This window comes from Stenotrophomonas sp. FW305-3-2-15-E-LB1 (genome assembly GCF_058787375.1).
In genome coordinates, this window is record NZ_JBYSZR010000026.1 from 27,038 (window position 1) to 52,290 (window position 25,253).

Consider the following 25,253-nt stretch of genomic DNA (forward strand, 5'->3'; position numbering starts at 1 on the left):
TATTAAGGAAAAAGGTGTTGCATTCCGTTCAGCGCGGTGATTGAATCCTGACCATGCGCCTGGGGAACCGTCTCATCGCCATCTGTGCCGCCGTCGGACTGGGTCTGGCGAGCGTCTGTGCATGGGCCGGTGAAGTCCGCCAGGTCCAGCTGAACACCGGCGCGACCGGCACCCGTGCGGAAATCTCACTGGTTGGCAGCGGCGGCTACAAGACCCTGTCGCTGTCCTCGCCGAACCGCCTGGTGATCGATTTCCCCGATTCCAGTGCCGTGCACAACCTGAAGATGCCGGCCGCGCAGGGCGTGGTCACCGCCGTCCGTACGGGACAGCCGGTTCCGGGCACTTTCCGTGTCGTCTTCGACCTGGCCGCATCGGTGGCGCCGTTCCGCCCGCAGATGCAGCGCGAAGGCAACGAATCCCGGCTGGTGATCGAATGGCCGGGCGATGGTCCAGCCACCGCCGCCAGCCGTGCCGCGCCTGCGGCCGCTGCTCCCGTCGCCCCGTCCACCGCCAGTACGGCCGCCGCGCAGACGGCGCAGTCGCGTGGCGATGCCGCCCGTGCCACCGCGCTGTTGACCGCGCAGGTGCAGCAGCAGGCCAGCGCTACCGCCGCTGCACCGGTTGCGCCGGCACCGGCCCCGACCACCACCCCGGCCCAGGTGGCCGCTGCGGGCATCAGTGCCGGCAGCACGCCGCCGCCGTCTTCGTCGTCTTCGCCGGCCGCGATCCTTGCCGGCCAGCCGACCCGTACCGTGGTGGCCGCCGCACCGGCGCCGACGCCTGCGCCCGCCGCTGCGCCGGCCGAAGCACCGCGACCGGCCATGCCCAGCGATGCCTCGCGCATCCGCATGCAGCCGGGCATGCGCCACCTGGTGGTGGCCATCGATCCGGGTCATGGTGGCCAGGATCCGGGCGCGATCGGCCCGACCGGCAAGCGCGAGAAGGATGTCACCCTGGCGGTGGCACGTGAGCTGGCCCGCCAGGTCAACGCCACGCCGGGCCTGAAGGCCTACCTGACCCGCGACAGCGACGTGTTCATCCCGCTGCCGATGCGTGCGCAGAAGGCGCGCGCGAACAAGGCCGACATCTTCATTTCGATCCATGCCGACGCCGCCGAGAACCGTTCGGCCACGGGTTCGTCGGTCTACGTGCTGTCCACCAAGGGCGCCTCTTCGCAGCGCGCGCGCTGGCTGGCCGACAAGGAAAACGCGGCCGACCTGGTGGGTGGCGTGCGCCTGCAGCAGACCGAAGGCACCCTGGCCAACGTGCTGCTGGACCTGGCCCAGAGCGGCTACATGAAGGCGTCCGAAGACGCGGCCGGCCACGTGCTGGGCGGCCTGAAGCGGATCGGCAACAATCACAAGCCGAACCTTGAGCGCGCCAACTTCGCCGTGCTGCGCACTTCGGACATGCCGGCGATGCTGGTGGAAACCGCCTTCATCTCCAACCCGGACGAAGAGCGCCGCCTGATCGACCCGGCCTACCAGCGCAAGGTCGCTGGCGCGGTGCTCGATGGCGTGCACACCTTCTTCAGCCGGCAGCCGCCTCCGGGCACGCTGTATGCGGCCCGCGCCCAGGCCGAGATCGACGCCGCCGCCACCATGGCCGGCGGCAGCAAATAATCCGCGGATCGAGCGGTCGGTAGCGCCGGGCCGCGCCCGGCGGACGTGTGCCTCCGTTATCATCCCCGCATGACGTCTGCTACCCATCCGCGCCCGATCCGGCCGTTGCCGGAAATCCTCATCAACCAGATCGCTGCCGGCGAAGTGGTCGAGCGGCCCGCGTCGGTGGTCAAGGAGCTGGTCGAGAATGCCATCGATGCCGGCGCCAGCCGCGTGGACATCGATCTGGAGGAGGGCGGTGTGCGCCTCATCCGCATCCGCGACAACGGCAGTGGCATCGCCCCCGAGCAGCTGCCATTGGCCGTCTCGCGGCACGCCACCAGCAAGATCGCCGACCTCGACGACCTCGAATCGGTGGCCACCCTTGGCTTCCGCGGCGAAGCGCTGCCGTCGATCGCCTCGGTCAGCCGTTTCACCCTGGCCTCGCGCCGCGCGCATGACGAGCACGGCTCGGCGCTGCAGATCGAAGGCGGCAAGATCGGCGAAGTGACCCCGCGTGCGCATGCGCCGGGCACCACCGTGGAAGTGCGCGAGCTGTTCTACAACGTGCCGGCGCGGCGCAAGTTCCTGCGTGCCGAGCGCACTGAAATGGGCCATATCGAAGAGTGGCTACGCTCGCTGGCGCTGGCCCGCCCCGATGTCGAGCTGCGCGTCTCGCACAACGGCAAGGCCTCGCGCCGCTACAAGCCGGGTGACCTGTATTCCGATGCGCGCCTGGCCGAGACCCTCGGCGAGGACTTCGCCAACCAGGCCGTGCGCGTGGACCACACCGGTGCCGGCCTGCGCCTGCATGGCTGGATCGCACAGCCGCATTATTCGCGGGCCAGCGCCGACCAGCAGTACCTGTACGTCAATGGCCGTTCGGTGCGCGACCGCAGTGTCGCCCACGCGGTGAAGATGGCTTACGGCGACGTGCTGTACCACGGCCGCCAGCCGGCCTACGTGCTGTTCCTGGAACTGGACCCGACCCGGGTGGACGTCAACGTGCACCCGGCCAAGCACGAAGTGCGCTTCCGCGATTCGCGGCTGGTGCACGACTTCGTCTACCGCACCTTGAAGGATGCGCTGGCCGACACCCGTGCCGGCGTTTCCGCACAGGAGATCGGCGCCGGTCCGGCCCATCCTGCCGATGCCGGCAGCGCGCCGATGCCGTCCAGCGCGGGTGCGTCGGGCTTTGGCCTGGTGCGCGGCGCGGCCCCGGGATCGGGCGGCGGTGGTGGCGGTGGCGGTTTCTCTGGTTGGCGCCCGCAGCAGCCGCTGGGCCTGCAGGTCGCCGATGCGCCGGCCGCCTATGCCGCACTGTATGCCGCACCCGGTGCAGGCGAACGCAGCAGCACGCTGCCGCCGATGCCGAGCGAGAACGGCCTGCCGGTGACCAGCGCCGACGCCGGCGTGCCGCCGTTGGGCTACGCCATCGCGCAGCTGCATGGCATCTACATCCTGGCCGAGAACGCCGAAGGCCTGATCGTGGTGGACATGCATGCCGCCCACGAGCGCATCGGCTACGAACGCCTGAAGAACGCACACGATGGCATCGGCCTGCAGTCACAGCCGTTGCTGGTGCCGATCACTCTGGCTGTGGGCGAGCGCGAGGCCGACACCGCCGAAGCCGAGGCGGAGACGCTGTCCGCGCTCGGTTTCGAGGTCACCCGTGCCGGTCCCGGCGCGCTGCACGTGCGCAGCATTCCCGCGCTGCTGGCCAACGCCGAGCCGGAAGGCCTGCTGCGCGACGTGCTGACCGACCTGCGCGAGCATGGCCAGAGCCGGCGCATCGCCAGTGCGCGCGACGAGCTGCTGTCGACCATGGCCTGCCACGGCGCCGTGCGCGCCAACCGGCGCCTGACCGTGCCGGAAATGAACGCGCTGCTGCGCGACATGGAAATCACCGAGCGCTCGGGCCAGTGCAACCACGGGCGACCGACCTGGGCACGTTTTTCGCTGGCGGAGATCGACCGCTGGTTCCTGCGCGGCCGTTGAGCGGCGCAACATCGAGGGAGCATCCATGCGTTATCGGGGAGTGGGCGGACTGCTGGTCGCCTTGTTGCTGGCCGCCTGCAGCCCGTCACCGGAGCCTGTGGCGGTGGTGAAGGACGATCCGGCGTTCGCGGCCGCGCAGCAGCAATGGCGCGTGCAGCGCTATGAAGACCTGACCCGGCCCGACGGCTGGACGGCGCTGGTCGGCCTGCACTGGCTGCAGTACAAGTCGCACTTCATCGGCAGCGGCGCCAGCAGCGGCATCCGCCTGGGCGTGGGCCCGGACAAGCTGGGCCTGCTGCGGCGCGAGGGCGACCAGTGGTGGTTCAGTCCCGAAGCCGGCGTGGATGTCAGCCAGGACGGCCAGCCGGTGCGTGGCCGCGTGCGCATGAACACCGACAAGGATCCGGCGCCCACCGTGCTCGCCTTCGATGGCGGCAAGGGCCATCTGAGCATCATCCGGCGCGGCCCGCGCGATGCGCTGCGGGTGAAGCATGCCGACGCCGCGGCGCGCCGCGATTTCGCCGGCCTGCAGTACTGGCCAGGCGGTGCCGGCTGGCAGGTGCAGGCACGTTTCATCGCCCATCCCGCTGGCAAGACCCTGCCGATCGTGGACATCACCGGCCTGACCACCGAAATGCCCAATGCCGGCGCGGTGGAATTCGAACGCGACGGGCGCAGCTGGCGGCTGGAAGCGATCGGCGCGCCGGGCGAGCCCCTGTTCCTGGTCTTTGCCGACCGCACCAGCGGCCACGGCAGTTACCCGGCCGGGCGCTACCTGGACATCGATGCACCGGCCGCCGATGGCAGCGTGCGCATCGATTTCAACCACGCCTACAACCCGCCCTGTGCTTTCACCCCGTATGCGACCTGCCCGTTGGCGCCGCCGGAAAACCGGCTGGACCTGCGCGTGGACGCTGGTGAGAAGGCGTACCACCTGCCTGAAGGAGAAGGCTGACCATGTCGATCAGATCATTGTTGCGCGGTGCCGTGCTGTTGCTGGCCTGCGCGGTCGCTCCCCTGGCCGCCGCCCGCGGCGCACCGGCCGAAGCGCCGGCCGCCAAGCCGCCGGTGCCGTTGCTGTGGAAGGTGACCGGCCCGGGCGATGCCCGCGTTTACCTGCTTGGCTCGTTCCACCTGCTCAAGCCCACCGATTACCCCTTGTCGGCCGATGTCGAGCAGGCCTTCACCGCGTCCAAGCGCGTGCTGTTCGAAGTGTCGCCGGAGGAAATGGAATCGACCCAGGCCGCCACCCAGATGGTGCAGACCGCCATCCGCCGCGATGGCAGTGAACTGAAGCGTGACCTGGATGATGCCACCTGGCAGAAACTGCAGGCCTATGCCACGCAGAACAAGCTGCCCCTGGCGCAGCTGCAGGGCATGAAGAGCTGGTTCGTCGCGCTCAACATCACCATCGGCCAGATGCAGAAGATGGGCCTGGATGCGAACCTCGGCCTGGACCGCTATTTCATGGCGCAGGCAAAGAAGGCCGGCAAGCAGACCGGCGGGCTGGAGGACATGCAGAGCCAGATCAACCTGCTCGATGGCATGAGCCTGCAGGAGCAGCGGCAGATGATGGCCGAAGCGCTGGACCAGGCCGAGAAGGGTGATGCGCAGTCGCTGATGCTGCACGACGCCTGGCGCCGCGGCGATGACCGCCTGCTGTGGAACAAGATGGCGGTGGAAATGCGCCAGCAGTACCCGCAGCTCTACCAGCGCATCAACACCGCGCGCAACGATGCCTGGGTGCCCAAGCTGCTGCCGTACCTGCAGGATGGGCAGGGCGGCACGCTGGTGGTGGTCGGCGGCCTGCACCTGCTGGGCAGCGACGGCGTTGTGGAAAAGCTGAAGGCCAAGGGCTACAAGGTCGAGCGCGTGTGCACGGGGTGCAAGCCGAAGCGTTGAGGGTAGAGTCGACCGTTGGTCGACTGCTTTCCGGTCGGATGGCGGAAATGCCCGCGCTTCGCGCATGAGTCGACCAACGGTCGACTCTACCGAAGAGCAGTCGACCAACGGTCGACTCTACCCGCTGGGATGCCGGCATCCAAAACAAAACGGCGCGCCACAGGGCGCGCCGTCTTCGTTTGGGGCTGGGCGGTGGTCTCAGCGCCGGGTCTTGCCGCCGGTGCCGGTGCCGGTACCCGGCTCGTTCGGCTTGGTGCCGGTGCCGGTGCCCGTACCGCCGGGGCGCGGGCCGCCGAAGCCGGTGCCCATGTTGCGCTGGAATTCCTGCCAGAGCTCGAGGTTGCGCTCGGTCAGCTGGTTCATCATCGCCCACGGGGTCTGGCCCAGCAGGTTGCCCATCTGCTGGCGGAACTGCTGCTGCTGGTCGAGGAAGACCTGCATGCTGCGCTCCAGGTAGTTGCCCATGAAGCCCTGCAGCGAATCGCCGTAGAAGCGGATCAGCTGGCTCAGCAGCTGGGTGGACAGCATCGGTTCGCCGTCCTGTTCCTGGTCGGCGATGATCTGCAGCAGGACCGAACGGGTCAGGTCATCGCCGCTCTTGGCGTCGCGGACCTCGAAGTCTTCACCGTCCAGGATCAGCTGGCGCACATCCTCTATGGTGATGTAGCTGGAAATTTCGGTGTCGTAGAGACGGCGGTTCGGATACTTCTTGATGATGCGGGTCGCAGCCATGAAGCGGTCACTCGTCACTGTAGATGTGCAGCATGGCGCAGTGCACAAGCCTTGGCAACCGCCGCAGCCCCCGCCGGGCTTGGGTTTCACGCCCGATCATGTTGCGCAGCAAGGGTTTGCGTGCTGCGCAGCATGACCAACGGCAGGGGGCCTTCGCGTGCCCGCTGCCGGTGCCTGCGCGGCCTTACCAGCCCATGTGGTGGCCGCCGTTGATGTCCAGGTTGCTGCCGGTGATCCAGGCGGCCTCGTCAGCCACCAGGAAGGACACGCCGTAGGCGATTTCCTCCGGCTTGCCCAGGCGCCCGGTGGGGATGTCGGCGATGATCTTGGCGCGCACTTCCTCCGGCACCGCCATCACCATGTCGGTGGCCACGTAGCCCGGCGAGATCGTGTTGACGGTGATGCCGAAGCCGGCGTTCTCGCGCGCCAGGGAGATGGTGAAACCATGCATGCCGGCCTTGGCCGCGGCGTAGTTGGCCTGGCCGTACTGGCCCTTCAGGCCGTTGATCGAGCTGATCTGGATGACCCGGCCCCAGCCGCGACGGCGCATGCCTTCAATGACCGGGCGGGTGACGTTGAACACCGAATTGAGGTTGGTGTTGATCACGTCGTGCCACTGGTCCGCGCGCATGCGGTGGAAGGTGGTGTCGCGGGTGATGCCGGCGTTGTTGACCAGGATCTCGACCGGGCCCAGCTCGGCTTCAACCGCGCGGATCAGCGCTTCGGCGCTGTCCGGGTCGGACACATCGCCGGGGAAGATCGACACGTTGTAGCCGCGTTCGGTCATGGCCTGCTGCCAGGCGCGGGCCTTGGCCTCGTCGCGGTAATTGGTGGCGACCCGGTGGCCCTGGTCGGCCAGGCGTTGGCAGATGGCGGTGCCGATGCCGCCGGTTCCGCCGGTGACCAGTGCGACGCGAGAAGTCATGGAATGCTGTCCGGGTTTCAGGTGGGGGAAAGGGGATTCTGCAACATCGGCGCGGAAAGTGCGCCCGGTGGCAGCAGGATGTCGCTGCGTGGCAGCCGCTGGGGGTCGAAGGCCCGGCGCGCGGCGGCCAGCAGCGCGTGTACCTCGTCGATGCCCTCCAGCGCAGCCGGCGCCTGGCCCAGCAGCTGCCACAGCTGGCGCAGCACCGGTACCGGCCGCGCGCTGTCCACCGGCAGCGCGGCCAGCGATTTGGACAGCTTGTGGCCGGGCGCATCCAGCAGCAGCGGCAGGTGCCAGTAGCGCGGCACTGCCAGCCCCAGCGCCTGCTGCAGCAGGATCTGCCGTGCGGTGGAATCGAGCAGGTCGGCGCCGCGCACCACTTCGGTGACGCCCTGCGCGGCGTCGTCCACCACCACGGCCAGCTGGTAGGCCCAGCAGCCATCGGCGCGGCGCAGCACGAAATCGCCAACGTCAGCGTGCACATCCTGGGTCTGCAGGCCGCGCAGGCCATCCTCGAACTGCACCACGCTGCCCGGTGGCACGCGGAAGCGGACGGCGGGGTCCGGTCGCGGTTGCCGCGCCACGCAGCGATGGTGGATGCCGCCGCTGGCGGCCACTTCGCTGCGGCTGCAGTGGCAGACGAAGGCCAGGCCGCTGGCCAGCAGCACGTCCAGCGCGGCCTGGTAGGCATCGCCACGTTCGCTCTGCCAGAGCACGTCGCCATCGTGATCCAGGCCGAAGGCGGCCAGCGCCTGCAATTGTGACTGCGCCGCGCCCGCGACGGTGCGGGGTGGGTCGACATCCTCGATGCGCAGCCGCCACAGGCCGCCGTGATGGCGCGCAAGCAGCCAGCTGCCGAGGGCGGCGAGCAGGGAACCGGGGTGCAGCAGGCCGGTGGGCGAGGGCGCAAAGCGGCCGCAGGGAATAGGCGAGGTCATGCTGGCTGAATCGTCGGTCAGGTTGGCGCTTGAATTCAAGCTGACTGCACCGCAAATTGGCAGATATCGACCCCTTCCGAGCCGGAATTTCCCATGTTTACCCGCGTAGCCCTTTTCCTGGCCACCAACCTTGCGGTGCTGATCCTCGCCGGCATCGTGATGTCCATCCTGGGCGTGGACTCCCGTTCGATGAGCGGCCTGCTGGTCATGGCCGGCATCTTCGGCTTTGGTGGCTCCTTCATCTCGCTGCTGCTGTCCAAGTGGATGGCCAAGCGTTCCACCGGCGCGGTGGTCATCACCGAACCGCGCAACCCGACCGAGCGCTGGCTGCTGGCCACCGTCGAGCGCCAGGCCAAGGCGGCCGGCATCGGCATGCCCGAAGTGGCCGTGTATGACGGTCCGGAAATCAACGCGTTCGCCACCGGTGCCAACCGCAACAACGCGCTGGTGGCGGTGTCCACCGGCCTGCTGCACAACATGAGCGAAGACGAGGCCGAAGCGGTGCTGGGCCACGAGATCGCCCACGTCGCCAACGGTGACATGATCACCATGGCGCTGCTGCAGGGCGTGCTGAACACCTTCGTGATCGTGCTGGCCCGCGTGGTCGGCGGCGTCATCGACAGCGCGCTGTCGGGCAACCGCGAAGGCGGCGGCCGTGGCTTCGCCTACTTCATCATCGTGTTCGTGCTGGAGATGGTGTTCGGCCTGTTCGCCACGATGATCTCGATGTGGTTCTCGCGCCATCGCGAGTTCCGCGCCGACGCTGGCGGTGCCTCGCTGGCCGGCCGCCAGAAGATGATCGCCGCGCTGGAGCGCCTGCAGCTCAACCACGGCCAGAGCACGCTGCCGACCCAGATCGCAGCCTTCGGCATTGCCGGTTCGACGGCGAAGAAGCTGTTCATGAGCCACCCGCCGCTGGAAGAGCGCATCGCCGCGCTGCGCGCTTCGACTGCCGCGTAAGCGTCGGGCTGAATCTGGAAATACGAACGCCCGGCCTGGTGCCGGGCGTTTTTTTTGCAGCCCCCAGGCCGGTAGAAGCGCGCTTGGTTCTGTCGCATTCGGCATGGTGTGGCAGGCTGGGATGCAAAGCTTCGGTCCGCTGCAGCGAGCTGATGCACGGACTTGCGCGAAACGTCTCGACCTGTGCATTGAGTCTGGAACGGGACTCTGGTCCAGTTTGGGACTCTTTCGCATAACGACCAAGGATGCTTGGCATGCATCAAGACGACGGCGTTGCTTTCGAGGACATCAAGGCGGAGTTCCTGGAGGAGTTCATCGAACATACGGTGACGGAGCTGGAAATGTTCAGCGATGAACTGGAGCGGCGGGGGCACGGCCCTTTGCCTCATCCAGAGCACGGTTGGCCGAATCTCGATCGCACCCTATGCACGCTTATCGCGATTCTGGATGAAGGCGGCGAGGATGGGGATCTCATGCAGTACACGGTCGGCCGGTATCTGGGGGAGGTTGTCAGGCTTCGCTTCGGTGGGGAGTGGCTTGGTGTCGAGTTGAACGATGACGGTGTGCCAGAGCCGATGCTCGTTGGTCATGAAATGGACCCGCCGGAGGCGTTCAATCCCTTCGAGGTAGTGGCCCGTCTTCGAAGTGGTTCGGGAATGCCGGACATCCGGGCTTTCATTGAGCAATGGGTCAAACGCTGAACCCGCTTTCGAGGCCATGGGCAGTTTGCGCAAACGCAGTCGAGCATGGCTCGACTCTACAAAGGCTGCGCGGCACAAACAGAAACGGCACCCTATCGGATGCCGTTTCAGTGAGCCGCGCTGCCTGGACGCTTAGAACTTCGCGTCGAACTCGGCCGCGTAGCCGGTGTTGACCAGCACCTTCTGCAGCGACTCGGCCACCTTCAGGTTGCCGGCGACGACCTGCTGGGTGTCCGGGCCACGGTTGTCCATGCGGGCCAGGGTCGCGCCCTTGAAGTCGCAGACCTTGCCGCCGGCTTCGCGGACCAGCAGCACGCCAGCGGCGATGTCCCAGGCCTTCACGCCGGCTTCGAAGTAGGCGTCGGCGCGGCCACAGGCCACGTAGGCCAGGTCCAGGGCGGCCGAACCGCTGCGGCGGATGTCCTCGGCCTGCACCAGCAGGGCGTCGACGGCCTTCAGCTGGGCGCTGGCACGGGCGCGCTCACGCGGGGCGAAGCCGGTGTGGATCATGGTGCCGCCCAGGTCCTTGCGGTCGGCCACGCGGATGCGGCGGTCGTTGAGCACGGCACCGGCGCCACGGCTGGCGGTGAACAGTTCATTGCGCAGCGGATCGAAGATCACCGCGTCGGTCGGCTCGCCGTTCTCGACCAGGGCGATCGACACGCAGTAGTGCGGCACGCCGCGCAGGTAGTTGCTGGTGCCGTCCAGCGGGTCGATGACCCACATGTTGCGGTGGCCACCCTGCACGCCGCCTTCTTCGCCGAACACGCCGTACTCGGGGTAGGCGCGCTTGAGTTCCTTGACGATCACCTTTTCAGCGTCGGCATCGACTTCGCTGGCGTAATCCATCCGGCCCTTCTGCACCACATTGAGCGCCTCGAGCTTGTTGATGTTGCGCAACAGGACGTTGCCGGCGAGGCGGGCGGCCTTGACCATGACGGTGACGGCGGGTTTCTGCATGGCGTGGGCTCCCGGAAAGGCAGAAGAGGTAGGGCTGGCGGGGGAAAAGAGCGGGTCCGGCGCAGTGGCCGGCCGCACAGTTTACCATTGGTCTTCGTCCAGCTCGACATTTCCCTGTTCATGTCCCAGTTTTCCGCCGCCACCCGCCTCCGATTCGTCCTGGTCGGGACCCAGCACCCCGGCAACATGGGCGCTGCCGCCCGTGCCCTGAAGACCATGGGCCTGGCCCGCATGGTCCTGGTCGCCCCCGAGAAGCCGCTGGACGAGGAGGCCTTCCGCCGCTCGGCCGGTGCCGAAGACGTGCTCGGCGACGCCCCGGTGGTGGCCACCCTGGCCGAAGCCGTCGCCGACTGCACCCTGGTGCTGGGCTGCACCGCGCGTGCACGCCGGGTCCAGCTGGAGGAGTACCTGCCGTCCGACGCCGCCGCCCGGGCCGTGGCCAAGGCCGGCGAGGGCGCCGAAGTGGCCCTGGTGTTCGGCCGTGAGCGCACCGGCCTGACCAACGAAGAGCTGCAGCTGTGCCATGCGGCGGTGCATATCCCGTCCGACCCGGCGTTCAGCTCGCTCAACCTGGCCGCCGCCGTGCAGGTGCTGGCCTATGAAACGCGCATGCAGCTGCTGGGCGCGCAGCCGGCGGCGGAGGCCGAGGCCGGTTCCCGCGAGCCGGTGGCCAGCCATGAGCAGATGGAGAGCTTCTTCGCCCAGCTTGGCGACACCCTGGACGAGATCGATTTCCACAAGGGCCGTGCGCCCGAATCGGCCATGCGCAAGCTGCGCCGCCTGTTCCTGCGCAGCGAGCCGAGTGAACAGGAAGTGCGCCTGCTGCGCGGCATCCTGGCCGATGCCCAGCGCATGGCGCGGCTGGCCGGGAACCACGGCAAGGAAGGCTGACGACGTTCTCATTTTTTCGGGTAGTCTGTCTGGATACCCTGGGGGGATGATGCTTGTGTCGGCTTCATGCAAGGCAACGCAGTGGGGATTGCTGAGCCTGGTTCCATGGCGGCCTGTCCGCGCGGCCACGGCCGCGGCGGAGATGCTTCGGGCGTGGTATCGGATCGACAAGGTCACAGAAACAATGAGGGGCCGGGCGCTGCTGCAGCGTCCGGCGGCCGCGCATACGCGGTGGAGTGGATTGGAATGGGCAGTGCAGTCGGGACACGTACGGATGGAAGTGGCATGAAGTGGCTCGGCTCGGGGATGCAGGCCCGTTTCCTGCTCGCGATGGGCGGGGCGATGCTGGTGGTGGTGGCGATCCTGGCGGTGTTGCTGGGCCGCCAGGCGACAATGCAGAGCGAGGTGAAGAGCCTCAGCGGCGGCGTCATCCATGAATTGTTCGACCGCAGCGTGCGCAGCCGCGGCGAGGCGTTGGCGCGCGAGCTGTCCGACTCGCTGGCCAACCCGCTCTATTACAACGACCTGGGCCAGGTGGGCGCGCTGGTGCGCTCGACCTCGCGGCAGCCGGTCATCCGCTATGTGCTGGTGTTCGACGGCAAGGGCCGGCTGGTGCATGACGGCTCGGTCGGCGTGCCCGGCTTCGGCAAGCCGATGACCGACCCGCTGGCCGCGGCGGCGACCGCCGCGCAGGGCCTGGTGGTACAGCAGTCGGCCACCGTGCTCGACAACACCATGCCGATCATGGTCGGCAAGCAGCGTATCGGCGGCGTCCGCGTGGGCATGGCGCTGGATGAAGTGCGGGAGCGCGAGCTGGCCGCCAACGCCACCCTCGGCGAGCGCCTGCAGCAGGTCGGCAGCCGCCACCTGGGCTGGCTGCTGCTGATGCTGGGCCTGCTGGTGGTGATCGGGGTGGTTGTCATCCTGTATGTGCAGCGCACCCTGGTGGCGCCGATCCGGGACCTGGCCGCCGCCGCGCGCCGCATCGAGGCCGGTGACTACCAGGCACCGCTGCGGGAAAACACCCGTGACGACGAGGTCGGCGAGCTGGTGCGCGGGTTTGCCCGCATGCGCGATGCGATTGCCCGCCACGACCGCGAAGTGCGGCACATGGCCTACACCGATGCGCTGACCGGGCTGACCAACCGCCTGGCGTTCCGTGAGGCGCTGGACCACCGGCTGATGGCCGCGCGGGCATCCAAGCACCGGCTGGGCCTGCTGTTTGCCGACATCGATGATTTCAAGCGGGTCAACGACACGCTGGGCCACGAGGCGGGCGACGAGGCGCTGCTGCAGTTCGCCCAGCGCATCGGCCATGCCGTGGCCGAGGCGGGCGGCGACGACGCGCTGCTGGCGCGTTTCGGTGGCGACGAGTTCGTCATCCTGGTCGGCGATGGCGACGTGGCTGCCAATGCCCGGCTGCTGGCCGAAGTGCTGGTGCGCGAGCTGGGCAAGCCGCTGGTGGTGCAGGGCAGGGAGCTGTTCCTGGGCACTTCGATCGGCGTGACGCTGTACCCGGACGATGCCGCCGACGCCACCACGCTGCTGAAGAACGGCGACATCGCCATGTACCAGGCGAAGATGGCCGGCAAGAACTGCTACCGCTACTACAGCCGGGCGATGGACCACGCGGTCGAGCGCCGCGTGCACATGGAGCAGGAGCTGCGCGGTGCCTGGGAGCGCGGCGAGCTGCGCCTGGCCTACCAGCCGATCTTCCGCATGCGCGACCGCCGCCTGGTGGGCGTGGAAGTGCTGCTGCGCTGGCAGCACCCGACCCTGGGCACGATCCCGCCGTCGGTGTTCATCGAAGTGGCCGAGCAGAGTGGCCTGATCGAGGTGATCGGCCCGAAGGTGCTGCGTGCGGCCTGCATGGAGGCCTCGCAGTGGCCGCGTGGCGCAGCCGGCGACGAGCTGTTCGTGTCCGTGAACGTGTCGCCGCGCCAGCTGCGTGGCGGCGAACTGCCGGCGCTGGTGGCGCAGTGCCTGCACGAATCGGGGCTGCCGTCCTCGCGCCTGCACCTGGAACTGACCGAAACCGCGGTGATCGGCGACGAGATGCTGGCCGCGCAGCTGCTGGACAAGCTGCACCGCACCGGCGTGAAGGTCTGGCTGGATGATTTCGGTACCGGCTTCTCCGGCCTCAGCCACCTGCGCCAGGTGCCGGTGGACGGCGTGAAGATCGACAAGAGCTTCGTGGCCGACATGCAGCGTGACCCGGACGACCTGGCGCTGACCACGGCCATCATCGCCATGGCCCATGCACTGGGCATCACCGTGGTGGCCGAGGGCATCGAGCAGGAAGCGCAGTTCGAACTGCTGGCCCAGCGCGGCTGCGACCTGGGGCAGGGCTACTGGCTGAGCCACCCGGTCACCGCCACCGAAGTGGTGCGGATGATCGATTCGGGCCTCTGACACCCCATCCACGCATGGCGTGGATCTACTGGTTACACGGGGCGCTTGCTGGGGTCGCCGGGCAGTTTGCGCACCGGGCCAGAGCGCCGCAGTAGAGCCACGCCATGCGTGGCTGCTTCGGCCTGGAAGCCCATCCACGCATGGCGCGGATCTACCGGCCCTGCGCGTTCCGGGTTACACCGGGCGCTTGCTGGGGTCGCCGGGCAGCTCACGCACCAGCTTGGGGATCAGGTAACCGGACAGGCGTGCGGTCAGGCCGGCGATCAGGGCCTTGGCCTGGGCGTCGTCCACTTCGAAGTGGGCCACGCCCTCGACCTTGTCCAGCTGGTGCAGGTAATACGGCAGCACGCCCGCGGCGAAGCTGCGCTCGCTCAGGTCCTGCAGCGCCTGCACGCTGTCGTTGACCCCGCGCAGCAGCACGGCCTGGTTCAGCAGCTGTGCGCCGAGGCCGCGCAGGCGTGCCATCGCGGCATCCACGCTGGCATCGAATTCGTTGGCATGGTTGGCATGCACCACGATGGCCAGCGGCCACGGCAGGCTGCCCAGCCAGGCCAGCAGCTCCTCGTCCACGCGCTCGGGCAGCACGATCGGCAGGCGGGTGTGGATGCGCAGGCGGCGGATGTGCGGTATCTGGCGCAGGGCGTCGGTCAGCTCGGCCAGCTTGTGCGTGGCCAGCGACAGCGGATCGCCGCCGGACAGGATCACCTCGTCGATGTCCGGATCGGCTGCAATGGCCGCCACGGCCTCCTGCCAGCCACCCTTGGCGGCGTTTTCCGCGCCGTAGTCGAAGTGGCGGCGGAAGCAGTAGCGGCAGTTGATCGCGCAGCTGCCGGTGGCCACCAGCAGGGCCCGGCCGCGGTACTTCTGGATGACCCCGGTGGCCTTCTTCGCCGCGCCGTCGCCCACCGCGTCGAAGCTGAACCCGGGCGCCGGACGCATTTCCTCGTCGATCGGCAGCACCTGGCGCAGCAGCGGGTCGGTGGCATCGCCGGGGCGCATGCGCGCCACGAAGCCTTCCGGCACGCGCAGGGCGAACTGGGCCATGGCCGCCTCCGAGACCCCCAGCGCCGCCGGGTCCAGCTGCAGCCGGGCCAGCAGGGCGTGCGGGTCGCGCAGCGCCTGGCGCCAGAGCTGCTGCCAGCGCGCGGGCGCGCCTGGCGACTGGGGCCGGGGGAAGGCGGAAAGCTGCATGGAGAGGGGGCCTGCGGTTATCATGGGGGCATAAACAGTTGCCCACCGGGGTTCCGGTGGGTTTTCCATTCTACCGGCTCGCCGCACGCGCGGCGGTTTCGCCATTTGAGGAGCTTGAGCATGGCCACTGCGGGCATGAACGATGTCAAGAACGGGATGAAGATCCTGGTCAACAATGAACCGGCCGTCATCTCCGAGACCGAGTTCATCAAGCCGGGCAAGGGCCAGGCTTTCACCCGCGTGCGCTATCGCTTCATCCGCTCGGGCCGCACCGTGGAAATGACCATGAAGGCCACCGATGACGTGGAAGTGGCCGACGTTGTCGATACCAACATGGATTACATGTACAGCGACGGCGAGTACTGGCACTTCATGGACCCGGAAACCTTCGAGCAGGTGCAGGCCGACAAGGCCGGCATGGGCGGCGCCGAGAAGTGGCTGAAGGGCGAAGAGTCCTGCATCGTCACCCTGTTCAACGGTTCGCCGATCTTCGTGCAGCCGCCGAACTTCGTCGAACTGAAGATCACCGAGACCGATCCGGGCGTCCGTGGCGACACCTCGGGCGGCGGCGGCAAGCCGGCCACCCTGGAAACCGGCGCCGTGGTCCGCGTGCCGCTGTTCGTCAACCAGGATGAAATCGTCAAGGTTGATACCCGCTCGGGCGAATACTCCGCGCGCGTCAAGTAATCCGGCGCAGCCGGATTACGGTAGTGCCGGCCGCTGGCCGGCAACCCCGGCGCCGGATTACCTGTAGAGCCGAGCCCACGCTCGGCTTTCCGGGCACCGCCCGGAACCCGTTGCCGGCGCCCATGGCGCCGCAACGGACAGCCGCCGGGCATGGCCCGGCGCTACCGCCTCCCGCCAGGCCCTTCTCCAATAGCCAAGTGAGCCCGCATGAGCGATAGCCCGCACCTCCCCGAAGCCTGCGACCTGCTCATCGAAGCCGGTTATGTCGTTCCGATCGAGCCGCATGCGGTGGTGCTGGAAGATCATGCCGTCGCCGTGCGTGGCAGCGAAATCGTCGCCATCCTGCCGCGAGCCGAGGCCCGCGCGCGTTTCCGCGCCACCCAGGTGGTCAGCCGCCCCGACGCGGCGCTGATGCCCGGCCTGGTCAACGCGCACACGCACAATCCGATGACCCTGCTGCGCGGCGTCGCCGACGACCTGCCGCTGATGACCTGGCTGCAGCAGCACATCTGGCCGGTGGAAGCGGCGGTGATCGGCCCTGAATTCGTCGCCGACGGCACCACCCTGGCCATCGCCGAGATGCTGCGCGGCGGCACCACCTGCGCCAACGAGAACTACTTCTTCGGCGACGTGCAGGCCGCGGTCTACAAGAAGCACGGCTTCCGCGCCCTGGTGGGTGCGGTCATCATCGATTTCCCCACCGCCTGGGCCAAGACCGACGACGAGTACTTCGCCAAGGCCGGTGAACTGCACGACCAGTGGCGCACCGATCCGCTGATCGGCACCGCGTTCGCGCCGCATGCGCCGTACACGGTCAACGATGCCAATTTCGAGCGGGTGCGGATGCTGTCCGACCAGCTCGACATGCAGGTGCACCTGCACACCCACGAGACCGCGCAGGAGATCAACGATTCGATCAAGCTGCACGGCCAGCGCCCGCTGGCGCGGCTGGATCGCCTCGGCCTGGTCAACGACCGCCTGATCGCGGTGCACATGACCCAGCTGACCGACGCCGAAATCCATCTCTGCGCCGAGCGTGGCGTCAGCGTGGTGCACTGCCCGGAATCGAACCTGAAGCTCGCCTCCGGTTTCTGCCCGGCCTGCGCCCTGCAGCGCGCCGGCGTGAACCTGGCCATCGGCACCGACGGCTGCGCCAGCAACAACGACCTGGACATGTTCAGCGAGAACCGTACCGCGGCGATCCTGGCCAAGGCCGTGGCCGACGATGCGACCGCGCTGGACGCGGCCACCACGCTGCGCGCCTCCACCCTGGGCGGTGCGCGCGCGCTGGGCTTTGGTGAACGCATCGGCTCGATCGAAGTCGGCAAGCAGGCCGACCTGGTCTGCGTCGACCTGTCCGCGCTGGAAACCCAGCCGCTGCACAACGTGCTGTCGCAGCTGGTGTACGCCACCGGCCGCCAGCAGGTCAGCGATGTCTGGATTGCCGGCAAGCCCAAGCTGGTGCAGCGCGAGCTGGTCGGCATGGACCTGCCGGGCATCATCGCCAACGCGCGCCAGTGGCGCGAGCGCATCCGTCATATCCGCGCCTGAACCCCGGCGCTGCAAGGACTTTCTCATGACTGCCCCCCACGCTTCCTCCAATTTCGATCAGGCCGAGCTGGACAAGTTCGCCGCGCTGGCCAACCGCTGGTGGGACGCTGACGGCCCGCAGAAGCCGCTGCATGCGCTGAACCCCGTACGCCTGAAGTACGTGGCTGACCGCGTGCAGTTGCGCGGTGCGCGCGTGCTCGACATCGGCTGCGGTGGTGGCCTGCTGAGCGAAGCACTGGCCCAGGCCGGCGCCGACGTCACCGCCATCGACCTCGCCCCGGAGCTGGTCAAGGTGGCGCGCCTGCATGCGCTGGAAAGCGGCGCCAAGGTCGATTACCGGGTGCAGGCCGCCGAGGACCTGGCCGCCGAGCAGCCGGGCAGCTTCGACGTGGTCACCTGCATGGAAATGCTCGAGCACGTGCCCGATCCGGGCGCGATCATCGAAGCCTGCAAGCGCCTGCTGAAGCCCGGTGGCCACCTGTTCCTGTCGACCATCAACCGCACCGCTGCCGCGTTCGCAGTGGCGATCGTCGGCGCCGAGTACGTGGCACGGCTGCTGCCCAAGGGCACCCACCACTACCAGGAATTCATCAAGCCGGCCGAGCTGGCACGCTGGCTGCGCGAGGCCGATGTGCAGCTGGTGGATGTGAGCGGCATGGCCTATGAGCCGTGGCGCAACCATGCCCGCCTGAGCAGTCGCACCGACATCAACTACCTGGCCTACGCGGTCAAGCCTGCATGACCACGGCCAGCTTCCCGCGGGCGGTGCTGTTCGATCTGGACGGCACGCTGCTGGACAGTGCGCCGGATTTCGTCGCCACCTGCGATGCGATGCTGGCCGAGCGCGGGCGTGCGCCGATCGACCCGGCGCAGCTGCGCCCGGTGGTCTCCAAGGGCTCGCGTGCGATGTTGACCGCCGCCTTCCCGGATCTGGACGCGGCCGACCGCGATGCCCTGATTCCCGAGTTCCTGCAGCGCTATGAAGCGCTGATCGGCCAGCACGCGGTGCTGTTCGACGGCGTGGCCGGCATGCTCGCCGCGCTGGACGCCGCAGGTACCGTGTGGGGCATCGTCACCAACAAGCCGGAGTATCTGGCGCGCCTGATCCTGCCGCAACAGGGCTGGCAGCAGCGCTGCGCGGTGCTGGTGGGCGGTGACAGCCTGGCCGAGCGCAAGCCGCATCCGCTGCCGCTGCTGCATGCCGCGCAGGCGATCGGCATCGCCGCCGAGGACTGCGTGTATGTAGGCGACGACGAGCGCGACATCATCGCCGCACGCGCGGCGGCCATGCCGTCGGTGGCAGCGCTGTGGGGCTACCGCCTGCACAGCGACGATCCGCTGGCCTGGCAGGCCGACGTGCTGGTGGAAAACGCCGAACTTCTGCAACTGGCCAGTCTTTGGCCGACCCGGCCGGCAGCCCCGGCCCAGCCGTAAGGAATGACGTAGTGAGCAGTACCGCGCTGGACAGTTTCCTCGACAAGTGGCGCAGCCGTTGGCCGGAATGGTCGGTGGCCGCCCCGTTCGTGGCCGAATCGCAACGCGAGCTGGCGGTGGCGTGGTTTGCGCTGCTGCAGGAGTTCGACGACATGCTCAACACCAGCGGCGACCCGCTGCCGGCCGATGCCAAGCTGGCGTGGTGGGGCGAGGAGCTGCGCAGCTGGGCGGGGCAGCGTTCGCGCCATCCGCTGGGCCGCCTGCTGGAGCCGGTGCGTGCGCCGTGGGCGCAGCTGGCCGGGACGCTGCCGGACCTGGTCGAGGCGCGCACGGTTGCCCTCGATGCCGCCAGCGCCGAGCGCGCGCTGGCCAACTACGCCGAAGCGGTTGCCGCCGTGGAAGCAGTGCTGTTCAACGACACGCCGCGCAAGGGCGCCGGCCGTGCAGTGCAGCTGCAGACCCTGGCCCAGCGCCTGCAGGATGCCGGCGTGGCCGGTGTGCCGCGCAGCCTGCTGGACCAGGACGCCAGCACCGCCGCGCAGCGGTGGGCACAGGCTCTGCTGAAGGGCTGGGGCACCCGCGTACCCGGTCCGCGCGCGCGCCGCGTCTGGGCCAGCCTGGCCCGCGCCCGCGTGGCCGCACAGGCGGCCGGCAAACCGATTGAAGCGACCCCGGTGCGCACGCTGCTGCGTGTGTGGTGGGCTGCCCGCGGTTGATGCCGCTGCCGCTGCGCTCGCCGGGCATGGCCCGGCGCTACCGGGCGCGGTAATCGGGTAGCGCCGGGCCATGCCCGGCGGATGCCCTCAGAACGTCCTGGCCTCGTTCATGGCCGCGCGCAGCACCTCGCGGTCGAGCGCCATTCCGCTGCGTGCTTCCACCGCATCGACGATGCCCAGCCACGCGGTGTAGATCTGCTCGCGTTCCTCGGTTTCGATGAAGCCGCTGCGACGATCCAGCGCGTTGAAGCCTTCGGTGTAGGTGCGTCCCACCTGCGCCAGCGCCTCCGTCACTGCCGCTGCGTCGCCGCCTGCCGAGGCCAGCTTCAGCGCCTCGCTGCAGGCCTTTCGATACAGCGTGGCCGCCTTGTTCGCCTGCGCGGTAGTGACCTGCGCGCTGCCGTCCCAATCACGGAACGGATTGTCGAGGTTGGCAGCCAGCCAGTCCGGCGTGCGCAGCTGGGTGACAGCGAGGTCCAGGCCGCCAGCAACCTCGCGCTTGTAGGCCTTCCTGATCGCCGCGCCCAGTGCAGCCGGCACGCTGGCCAGCCACAGCCGGCACAGCCGCGGCCAGCAGCCGGGTGCAGGAAACACCGCATCCTCCGGCGGGAACACGTCGCTGGCACTGAGGGTATGCAGGTGCTGCAGTTCGCCCAGCCGCTGCAGGCCGTGCAGCACGGCGGGTGCGCCGGTGACATGCAGCGCACGCAGCTGCGGGAAGCGCCCGGCGATGCGCCCGCCATCAAGTTCGCGCACGTCGCGCAGCTGCAGCGCACCCAGCGCCGCCAGGCCGGACCAGCGCAGCGTGGCATCGGAACTGATGAGCGTCAGCCAGCGGCCGTCATCCTCTCCTTCGATGACCAGGCCGGGCGTGATCGTGCCGTGCAGGGTCAGCCGGCACAGGCCGTGGTTGAGGTGCAGGTGGTGCAGGCCGGTGGCATCGATGCTGGCCTGGACCAGGCCGGTGCCGCGCAGGTCCAGCGTGGTGTCCTGCGGGTGGCTGATATCCAGCGTGTGGATCAGCGGCCGCTTGCGCAGCCACGGCAGCAGGCCGGGCACCGGCTCGCCGATGTCCAGCCGGGTGAGCAGGGGCAGGGCATCGAACAGGTGCAATGACGGGGCCAGGTTCATGGCCGCGCCATCGAGGCGGGTGGCACAGCGGCGCACCGGATAGTCGCCATGTTCCAGCACTACCGTGCGGTCCTCGGCGGTGGCGGCGCGCTTGAAGGCCTGCGTGGCGGCTGCATCCAGCGCATCCCAGTGGCGCTGGCGTTCGATTTCCGATCCATCGGGCCAGCTGCCGAGCCGGTTCGGCGCGGCGTCGACCAGGGGCGCGCGCCAGCCTACTCGCTGGAAGTCGCGCGGCACCTGCTTGCCCACCCCGAGGTGGTGCAGCGCGTTGTCCTGTTGCAGGTAGTTGAAGCGCGCCGGCTGCATGGCCGCCACGGCGGCCGGGTCGGGCGGCGTGGCGCCGGTCCAGTCCAGGGTCAGCACGGCCAGGCTGCCGTCGCGCGCGTCCTGGTGGGTCAGCTGGTAGGCGACGAACGCCTGCAGGCGCTCGTTGTGGACGACATGGATATCACCCGGAGCGGGCATGCAACATTCCTTGTTTCAATGCGGCGAAGCATCCCGGTAGTGCCGGCCGCTGGCCGGCAACCAGGCCGCACGGCCGTTATTTGCGCTCCAGCACCAGCAACGGATCGATGCGGGTGTCGAACCAGTTCATGCCCCAGTGCAGGTGCGGGCCGGTGGCACGGCCGGTGGCGCCGACAGCGGCGATCACCTGGCCCTGGGTCACCCGGTCGCCGACCTTCACGTCGATGCGCGACAGGTGCAGGAAATTCGAGCTGACGCCGTAGCCATGGTCGATCAGCAGGGTGCCACCGGTGAGGTACAGGTCCGGGCCGGCGAACGTCACCACGCCGGCGGCCGGTGCCTTCACCGGGGTGCCGGTGGGTACGGCGATGTCCATCCCCGAATGACCGGCGCCGGGCTGGCCGTTGTACACGCGTGCATTGCCGAAGCGACCGCTGATGCGGCCCTGCACCGGCCAGATGAAGGTCTGGGTGAAATCGGTACGGTCGTCATCGCGGGCACGCGCGGCGGTCACCTGCGCCTGTTCGCGCTTGATCCGCTCGGCAATCGCCGGTGGCGGATTGACCGTTTTCGGCGGCACGCCGTTGACGCGCTCGGTCGGCCAGTCGCGCGCGGTCACGGTGATGGTGGCCGTCTCGCTGCCGCCGTCGGGGCGCTGCACCTGTACCTGCAGCGGACCCTTCTCATCGCGGCCGATGCCGAACACCACGCTGCCGTAGCTGCTCACCCGCAACTGCCGGCCGGCGTACTGCACGCGGCTGCCGGCGGGCACCTTACCGATCACCAGCGCGCCCTGCGAAGCGCTGGCCGGGAACACCACGCGGCTGTCGATCAGGCTGCCGATGCCATCCTGCGCCTGCGCCTGGGGTGTGGTGAGCAGGGGCGCGGCCAGCAGCAGCGCCCCGATCATCAGTGCCGAACGCATCAGCGGTCGTAGGTCATGCGCTGGCCGGCGGGTTCGCCCACCAGCTTGCTGCCGTCCCACACCCGCTGGCCATTGACCCAGGTGGAGGCCACGCGCGAACGGAAGGTGGTGCCTTCGAACGGCGACCAGCCGCACTTGGACAGCACGTCCTCGCGCTTGACGGTGAACGGCACGTCTTCCACCAGCACCAGGTCGGCGAAGTAGCCTTCGCGCAGGAAGCCGCGTTCTTCCACGTCGAACAGCTGCGCCGGGGCGTGGGCGAACTTCTGCACCACCTGTTCGCGGGTCAGCTTGCCTTCGTGCACGCGCTCAAGCGCGGCCACCAGCGCGTACTGCACCAGCGGCAGGCCCGACGGTGCCTGCGCGTACGGCTTCTGCTTCTCTTCCCAGGTGTGCGGGGCGTGGTCGGTGGCCAGCACGTCCAGCACGTCATCGGCCAGCGCGGCGGTGATCGCCTCGCGGTCGGACACTTCCTTGATGGCCGGGTTGCACTTGATCAGGTTGCCCTTGGTCGCGTAATCCGGGCGCGCGAAATGCAGGAAGTGCACGCAGGTTTCGGCGGTGATCTGCTTGCGGCTGCCGTCGGAGCGGATCAGCGGGCCCTTCTCGAACAGCGCCAGCTCGTCGGCGGTGGAGATGTGCAGCACGTGCAGGCGGGTGCCGTGCTTGCGCGCCAGCGACATGGCCAGGCGGGTCGACTTGATGCAGGCCTCGCGCGAACGGATGTCCGGGTGCATGTCCGGGGTCAGCGCGTCGCCGTACTTCTCCTGGAATGCCTTGAGGTTGGCATCGATCATCGGCGTGTCTTCGCAGTGCGTGATGATCGGCGTCGGGCATTCGCGGAAGATCGCATCCAGCGTTTCCGGGTTGTCCACCAGCATGTTGCCGGTGGAGGCGCCCATGAACACCTTCACGCCCGGTGCCTTCTTCGGGTCGAGCGCGCGGATCGCTTCCAGGTTGTCATTGCTGGCGCCGTGGTAGAAGCCGTAGTTGGCCCAGGCGCGGCCGCGTGCCAGCTCGTACTTGGCTTCCAGGATGGTCGAATCCAAGGTCGGCGGGTTGGTGTTGGGCATGTCCATGAAGCTGGTCAGGCCACCGGCCACGGCGGCCGCCGATTCGCTGGCGATGTCGCCCTTGTGGGTCAGGCCCGGCTCGCGGAAGTGCACCTGGTCATCGATCATGCCGGGCAGCAGCCAGCGCCCGGCTGCGTCCACCACCTGTTCGCCGTCGCGCGGCGCCAGGCCACTGCCGATCTGCGCGATGCGGCCGTTCTCGATGCGCAGGTCGCCGTCGAAGGTGCGGCCTTCGTTGACCATGCGGGCATTGGTGATGAGGGTGGAGGACATGTCAGTGTTTTCCTGTGCAACGGCAAGAGGGGGCGTTGGGCGATTCGGGCACCGGATCGAAGCCGCCGGGGTGGAACGGATGGCAGCGGCCGAGGCGGCGCGCAGCCAGCCAGCTGCCACGCAGCGGGCCATGCAGCGCGATGGCATCCATTGCGTATTCAGAACAGCTGGGCACAAAACGGCAGCGCGGCCCCAGCAGGGGGCTGATGAAGCGCTTGTAGAAGCGCAGCAGGGCAATGAGCAGGCGCGAGATCACCCAGTCATCTTATGCCAGTTGGCATGAAGCCCGCATTTGTGCAGGATGGGCCGTTGGTCGCATGTCGCCGATGGCCTGCGACCGGTACCGGCACCGTGAGGTGCCGGCCAGGTTCCGTACCGCGCAAGGCGGTCCAGGTTCGCCGGACCGTCGCTTTGGGCCGCTGGCTCCAGGACTGAATGGAGCAGGCCCCCAAGGTTGCTGCTGCGGATCGGGTAGGCTATAAAGGCCCGCTTTCCCGGGCCCCGGGGAATCCAAGGAAGAGCGTTTCGTGGCTGCTAAAAAAACTGCAAAGAAGGCCGTCGAGGCCGCCAAGAAAACCGCCAAGCCTGTTGTGAAGAAGTTGGCGGCCAAGCCTGTTGCCAAGAAGCCGGCCGGCAAGGCGGCCCCCAAGGCAGCATCCTCACAACCGGCGGCCAGGAAGGCCACCGCAACGAAAACACCGGCCAAGGCCAGCAAGCCTGCGGCGAAGAAGGCCGCAGCGCCGGCCAAGTCCAAGCCAGCGGCGGCCAGCAAGAAGGCGCCGGTGGCAAAGAAGGCTGCCAGCAAGGCTGCACCGGTCAAGAAGGCCGTGGCCAAGCCGGCACCGAAGAAGGCCGTCGCCAAGCCCGCACCGAAGCCGGTGGCAAAGAAAGCCGCGGCCAAGCCGGCAGCCAAGCCGGCGGTGAAAAAGGGAGCAGCGGCTAAACCCGCCGCCACGCCTGCCGCTGTAAAGAAGGTAACCAAGAATGTCGCCAAGCCGGCTGCCAAGCCGGCCCCGGCCCCGGTAGTGAAAACCGCACCGAAGCCCGCCGCCAAGGCAGCTCCGGCCAAGTCTGTCCCGGCCAAGACCGCGGCAGTGGCAGCAGCCAGACCGGCCCCCAAGCCGGCCCCGGCCGCCACCCCTGCAGCATCGACGGCCCCGCAATCCAAGAATCCCGTGCCCGTTTCGAAATCGCCTGCCAAGACCGCTGTGAAAACTGCCGTGAAACCAGATCCCGCTCCGAAGACCGTGTCGCGCCCCGTGGGCAAGGTTGCCGTGGCTGTGACCGCCCGTTCGGCGGCGCCGGCCCCGCGCAGCAAGTACAAGGTCGTCGAATACAAGACCGACGAGGCCACCGGCCGCCCGATCCTGCCGACCGGCTACAAGCCCGGCTCGGACGAGGAGTACATGAGCCCGCTGCAGCAGGAATACTTCCGCCAGCGCCTGCAGAACTGGCGCGCCGACCTGGTGGAAGAGTCCAAGCAGACCATCGAGAACCTGCGTGAGGAAGTGCGTGACATCGGCGATGAAGCCGAGCGTGCGACCCGCGAGACCGAGAACTCGCTGGAACTGCGTACCCGTGACCGCTACCGCAAGCTGATCGGCAAGATCGACAGCACCCTGAAGCGCCTGGAAGCCGGCGACTACGGTTACTGCGTGGACACCGGTGAGGAAATCGGCCTGGAGCGCCTCGAAGCGCGCCTGACCGCCGAGCGCACCATCGACGCCCAGGAGCGTTGGGAGCACCTGCAGAAGCAGCAGGGCGACTGATTCCAGTTCGTTGTCTGG

Annotated in this window: 23 protein-coding genes; 14 read left to right on the forward strand and 9 right to left on the reverse strand. The window is 68.4% G+C overall.

From position 1 onward, the window contains the following. Positions 1 to 53: 53 nt before the first annotated feature. The 4 genes from AC3WL7_RS16495 to AC3WL7_RS16510 all read left to right on the forward strand — a co-directional run bounded on the left by AC3WL7_RS16495 (position 54) and on the right by AC3WL7_RS16510 (position 5,501). Entirely contained in the window at positions 54 to 1,622 is a 1,569-nt protein-coding gene (locus AC3WL7_RS16495) for an N-acetylmuramoyl-L-alanine amidase (protein ID WP_283222089.1), read from the forward strand. Positions 1,623 to 1,691: 69 nt separating this feature from the next. Next, the gene (gene mutL / locus AC3WL7_RS16500) at positions 1,692 to 3,599 is read left to right on the forward strand and encodes a DNA mismatch repair endonuclease MutL (protein WP_492751717.1); all 1,908 of its coding nucleotides are present in this window, start codon (positions 1,692 to 1,694) and stop codon (positions 3,597 to 3,599) included. Between the two features lie 25 nt (positions 3,600 to 3,624). After that, positions 3,625 to 4,554, forward strand: a complete 930-nt coding sequence (locus tag AC3WL7_RS16505) for a DUF1684 domain-containing protein (protein WP_283222091.1) — start codon at positions 3,625 to 3,627, stop codon at positions 4,552 to 4,554. 2 nt (positions 4,555 to 4,556) lie between these two features. Continuing rightward, positions 4,557 to 5,501, forward strand: coding sequence for a TraB/GumN family protein (locus AC3WL7_RS16510; RefSeq protein ID WP_079222544.1), 945 nt, complete (start codon positions 4,557 to 4,559; stop codon positions 5,499 to 5,501). A 198-nt stretch (positions 5,502 to 5,699) separates the two neighbouring features. On the opposite strand, the gene phaR is transcribed toward AC3WL7_RS16510, so the two are convergent. From phaR to gluQRS, 3 genes are all read right to left on the reverse strand, one after another. Next, positions 5,700 to 6,233 carry a polyhydroxyalkanoate synthesis repressor PhaR gene (gene phaR, locus AC3WL7_RS16515; RefSeq protein WP_079222543.1) on the reverse strand — a complete coding sequence of 178 codons (534 nt, stop codon included), beginning with the start codon at positions 6,231 to 6,233 and terminating at the stop codon, positions 5,700 to 5,702. A 184-nt stretch (positions 6,234 to 6,417) separates the two neighbouring features. Then, positions 6,418 to 7,158: an acetoacetyl-CoA reductase gene (phbB, locus tag AC3WL7_RS16520; protein WP_079222542.1), complete on the reverse strand. Its 741-nt coding sequence runs from the start codon at positions 7,156 to 7,158 to the stop codon at positions 6,418 to 6,420. A gap of 17 nt (positions 7,159 to 7,175) precedes the next feature. Continuing rightward, the gene (gene gluQRS / locus AC3WL7_RS16525) at positions 7,176 to 8,096 is read right to left on the reverse strand and encodes a tRNA glutamyl-Q(34) synthetase GluQRS (protein ID WP_492751764.1); all 921 of its coding nucleotides are present in this window, start codon (positions 8,094 to 8,096) and stop codon (positions 7,176 to 7,178) included. 93 nt (positions 8,097 to 8,189) lie between these two features. Between gluQRS and htpX the strand changes: the two genes are divergently transcribed. Together htpX and AC3WL7_RS16535 are read left to right on the forward strand one after the other, a co-directional pair. After that, complete coding sequence (gene htpX, locus AC3WL7_RS16530; protein ID WP_079222540.1) at positions 8,190 to 9,056, forward strand: protease HtpX; 867 nt, start codon at positions 8,190 to 8,192, stop codon at positions 9,054 to 9,056. 254 nt (positions 9,057 to 9,310) lie between these two features. Beyond that, positions 9,311 to 9,757, forward strand: a complete 447-nt coding sequence (locus AC3WL7_RS16535) for a hypothetical protein (protein WP_492751723.1) — start codon at positions 9,311 to 9,313, stop codon at positions 9,755 to 9,757. Between the two features lie 132 nt (positions 9,758 to 9,889). Here the strand turns inward: AC3WL7_RS16535 and AC3WL7_RS16540 are convergent, their stop codons facing one another. Next, positions 9,890 to 10,717, reverse strand: coding sequence for an inositol monophosphatase family protein (locus AC3WL7_RS16540; protein ID WP_079222538.1), 828 nt, complete (start codon positions 10,715 to 10,717; stop codon positions 9,890 to 9,892). 120 nt (positions 10,718 to 10,837) lie between these two features. Between AC3WL7_RS16540 and AC3WL7_RS16545 the strand changes: the two genes are divergently transcribed. Continuing rightward, on the forward strand, positions 10,838 to 11,608 hold the full coding sequence (locus AC3WL7_RS16545; RefSeq protein WP_079225299.1) for an RNA methyltransferase: 771 nt from the start codon (positions 10,838 to 10,840) through the stop codon (positions 11,606 to 11,608). Between the two features lie 285 nt (positions 11,609 to 11,893). Beyond that, positions 11,894 to 14,020, forward strand: a complete 2,127-nt coding sequence (locus AC3WL7_RS16550; RefSeq protein ID WP_108758193.1) for an EAL domain-containing protein — start codon at positions 11,894 to 11,896, stop codon at positions 14,018 to 14,020. Between the two features lie 174 nt (positions 14,021 to 14,194). Here the strand turns inward: AC3WL7_RS16550 and epmB are convergent, their stop codons facing one another. Further along, positions 14,195 to 15,235, reverse strand: coding sequence for an EF-P beta-lysylation protein EpmB (epmB, locus tag AC3WL7_RS16555; RefSeq protein WP_492751727.1), 1,041 nt, complete (start codon positions 15,233 to 15,235; stop codon positions 14,195 to 14,197). 96 nt (positions 15,236 to 15,331) lie between these two features. On the opposite strand from epmB, the gene efp reads away from it, so the two are divergent. The 5 genes from efp (at position 15,332) to AC3WL7_RS16580 (ending at position 19,599) form a co-directional block, all read left to right on the forward strand. After that, positions 15,332 to 15,898 (forward strand): elongation factor P, encoded by a 567-nt coding sequence (gene efp / locus AC3WL7_RS16560; protein WP_079222535.1) that lies wholly within the window; start codon positions 15,332 to 15,334, stop codon positions 15,896 to 15,898. Between the two features lie 207 nt (positions 15,899 to 16,105). After that, positions 16,106 to 17,449, forward strand: a complete 1,344-nt coding sequence (locus AC3WL7_RS16565) for a TRZ/ATZ family hydrolase (protein WP_108747050.1) — start codon at positions 16,106 to 16,108, stop codon at positions 17,447 to 17,449. 25 nt (positions 17,450 to 17,474) lie between these two features. Continuing rightward, complete coding sequence (ubiG, locus tag AC3WL7_RS16570) at positions 17,475 to 18,191, forward strand: bifunctional 2-polyprenyl-6-hydroxyphenol methylase/3-demethylubiquinol 3-O-methyltransferase UbiG (protein ID WP_088026601.1); 717 nt, start codon at positions 17,475 to 17,477, stop codon at positions 18,189 to 18,191. Then, positions 18,188 to 18,883 carry a phosphoglycolate phosphatase gene (locus AC3WL7_RS16575; protein ID WP_108747049.1) on the forward strand — a complete coding sequence of 232 codons (696 nt, stop codon included), beginning with the start codon at positions 18,188 to 18,190 and terminating at the stop codon, positions 18,881 to 18,883. The genes ubiG and AC3WL7_RS16575 overlap by 4 nt, the downstream gene beginning before the upstream one ends. A gap of 11 nt (positions 18,884 to 18,894) precedes the next feature. After that, on the forward strand, positions 18,895 to 19,599 hold the full coding sequence (locus AC3WL7_RS16580; RefSeq protein WP_079222531.1) for an isoprenoid biosynthesis enzyme family protein: 705 nt from the start codon (positions 18,895 to 18,897) through the stop codon (positions 19,597 to 19,599). Between the two features lie 87 nt (positions 19,600 to 19,686). Here the strand turns inward: AC3WL7_RS16580 and AC3WL7_RS16585 are convergent, their stop codons facing one another. The 4 genes from AC3WL7_RS16585 to yidD form a co-directional block, all read right to left on the reverse strand. Further along, positions 19,687 to 21,195, reverse strand: coding sequence for a hypothetical protein (locus tag AC3WL7_RS16585; protein ID WP_492751734.1), 1,509 nt, complete (start codon positions 21,193 to 21,195; stop codon positions 19,687 to 19,689). Between the two features lie 76 nt (positions 21,196 to 21,271). Continuing rightward, complete coding sequence (locus AC3WL7_RS16590) at positions 21,272 to 22,120, reverse strand: M23 family metallopeptidase (RefSeq protein ID WP_295521225.1); 849 nt, start codon at positions 22,118 to 22,120, stop codon at positions 21,272 to 21,274. Beyond that, on the reverse strand, positions 22,120 to 23,466 hold the full coding sequence (locus AC3WL7_RS16595) for a dihydroorotase (protein ID WP_492751738.1): 1,347 nt from the start codon (positions 23,464 to 23,466) through the stop codon (positions 22,120 to 22,122). The genes AC3WL7_RS16590 and AC3WL7_RS16595 overlap by 1 nt, the downstream gene beginning before the upstream one ends. 1 nt (position 23,467) lies before the next feature. Then, entirely contained in the window at positions 23,468 to 23,722 is a 255-nt protein-coding gene (yidD, locus tag AC3WL7_RS16600; protein ID WP_200734450.1) for a membrane protein insertion efficiency factor YidD, read from the reverse strand. Positions 23,723 to 23,993: 271 nt separating this feature from the next. On the opposite strand from yidD, the gene dksA reads away from it, so the two are divergent. After that, positions 23,994 to 25,235: an RNA polymerase-binding protein DksA gene (gene dksA / locus AC3WL7_RS16605; RefSeq protein WP_492751742.1), complete on the forward strand. Its 1,242-nt coding sequence runs from the start codon at positions 23,994 to 23,996 to the stop codon at positions 25,233 to 25,235. Positions 25,236 to 25,253: the final 18 nt, after the last annotated feature.

Excerpts from the sequence above, each read along its gene's own strand:
- AC3WL7_RS16495 (WP_283222089.1), top strand. The coding sequence starts at position 54 with ATGCGCCTGGGGAACCGTCTCATCGCCATCTGTGCCGCCGTCGGACTG.
- mutL (WP_492751717.1), top strand. The coding sequence starts at position 1,692 with ATGACGTCTGCTACCCATCCGCGCCCGATCCGGCCGTTGCCGGAAATC.
- AC3WL7_RS16505 (WP_283222091.1), top strand. The coding sequence starts at position 3,625 with ATGCGTTATCGGGGAGTGGGCGGACTGCTGGTCGCCTTGTTGCTGGCC.
- AC3WL7_RS16510 (WP_079222544.1), top strand. The coding sequence starts at position 4,557 with ATGTCGATCAGATCATTGTTGCGCGGTGCCGTGCTGTTGCTGGCCTGC.
- phaR (WP_079222543.1), bottom strand. The coding sequence starts at position 6,233 with ATGGCTGCGACCCGCATCATCAAGAAGTATCCGAACCGCCGTCTCTAC.
- phbB (WP_079222542.1), bottom strand. The coding sequence starts at position 7,158 with ATGACTTCTCGCGTCGCACTGGTCACCGGCGGAACCGGCGGCATCGGC.
- gluQRS (WP_492751764.1), bottom strand. The coding sequence starts at position 8,096 with ATGACCTCGCCTATTCCCTGCGGCCGCTTTGCGCCCTCGCCCACCGGC.
- htpX (WP_079222540.1), top strand. The coding sequence starts at position 8,190 with ATGTTTACCCGCGTAGCCCTTTTCCTGGCCACCAACCTTGCGGTGCTG.
- AC3WL7_RS16535 (WP_492751723.1), top strand. The coding sequence starts at position 9,311 with ATGCATCAAGACGACGGCGTTGCTTTCGAGGACATCAAGGCGGAGTTC.
- AC3WL7_RS16540 (WP_079222538.1), bottom strand. The coding sequence starts at position 10,717 with ATGCAGAAACCCGCCGTCACCGTCATGGTCAAGGCCGCCCGCCTCGCC.
- AC3WL7_RS16545 (WP_079225299.1), top strand. The coding sequence starts at position 10,838 with ATGTCCCAGTTTTCCGCCGCCACCCGCCTCCGATTCGTCCTGGTCGGG.
- AC3WL7_RS16550 (WP_108758193.1), top strand. The coding sequence starts at position 11,894 with ATGAAGTGGCTCGGCTCGGGGATGCAGGCCCGTTTCCTGCTCGCGATG.
- epmB (WP_492751727.1), bottom strand. The coding sequence starts at position 15,235 with ATGATAACCGCAGGCCCCCTCTCCATGCAGCTTTCCGCCTTCCCCCGG.
- efp (WP_079222535.1), top strand. The coding sequence starts at position 15,332 with ATGGCCACTGCGGGCATGAACGATGTCAAGAACGGGATGAAGATCCTG.
- AC3WL7_RS16565 (WP_108747050.1), top strand. The coding sequence starts at position 16,106 with ATGAGCGATAGCCCGCACCTCCCCGAAGCCTGCGACCTGCTCATCGAA.
- ubiG (WP_088026601.1), top strand. The coding sequence starts at position 17,475 with ATGACTGCCCCCCACGCTTCCTCCAATTTCGATCAGGCCGAGCTGGAC.
- AC3WL7_RS16575 (WP_108747049.1), top strand. The coding sequence starts at position 18,188 with ATGACCACGGCCAGCTTCCCGCGGGCGGTGCTGTTCGATCTGGACGGC.
- AC3WL7_RS16585 (WP_492751734.1), bottom strand. The coding sequence starts at position 21,195 with ATGCCCGCTCCGGGTGATATCCATGTCGTCCACAACGAGCGCCTGCAG.
- AC3WL7_RS16590 (WP_295521225.1), bottom strand. The coding sequence starts at position 22,120 with ATGCGTTCGGCACTGATGATCGGGGCGCTGCTGCTGGCCGCGCCCCTG.
- AC3WL7_RS16595 (WP_492751738.1), bottom strand. The coding sequence starts at position 23,466 with ATGTCCTCCACCCTCATCACCAATGCCCGCATGGTCAACGAAGGCCGC.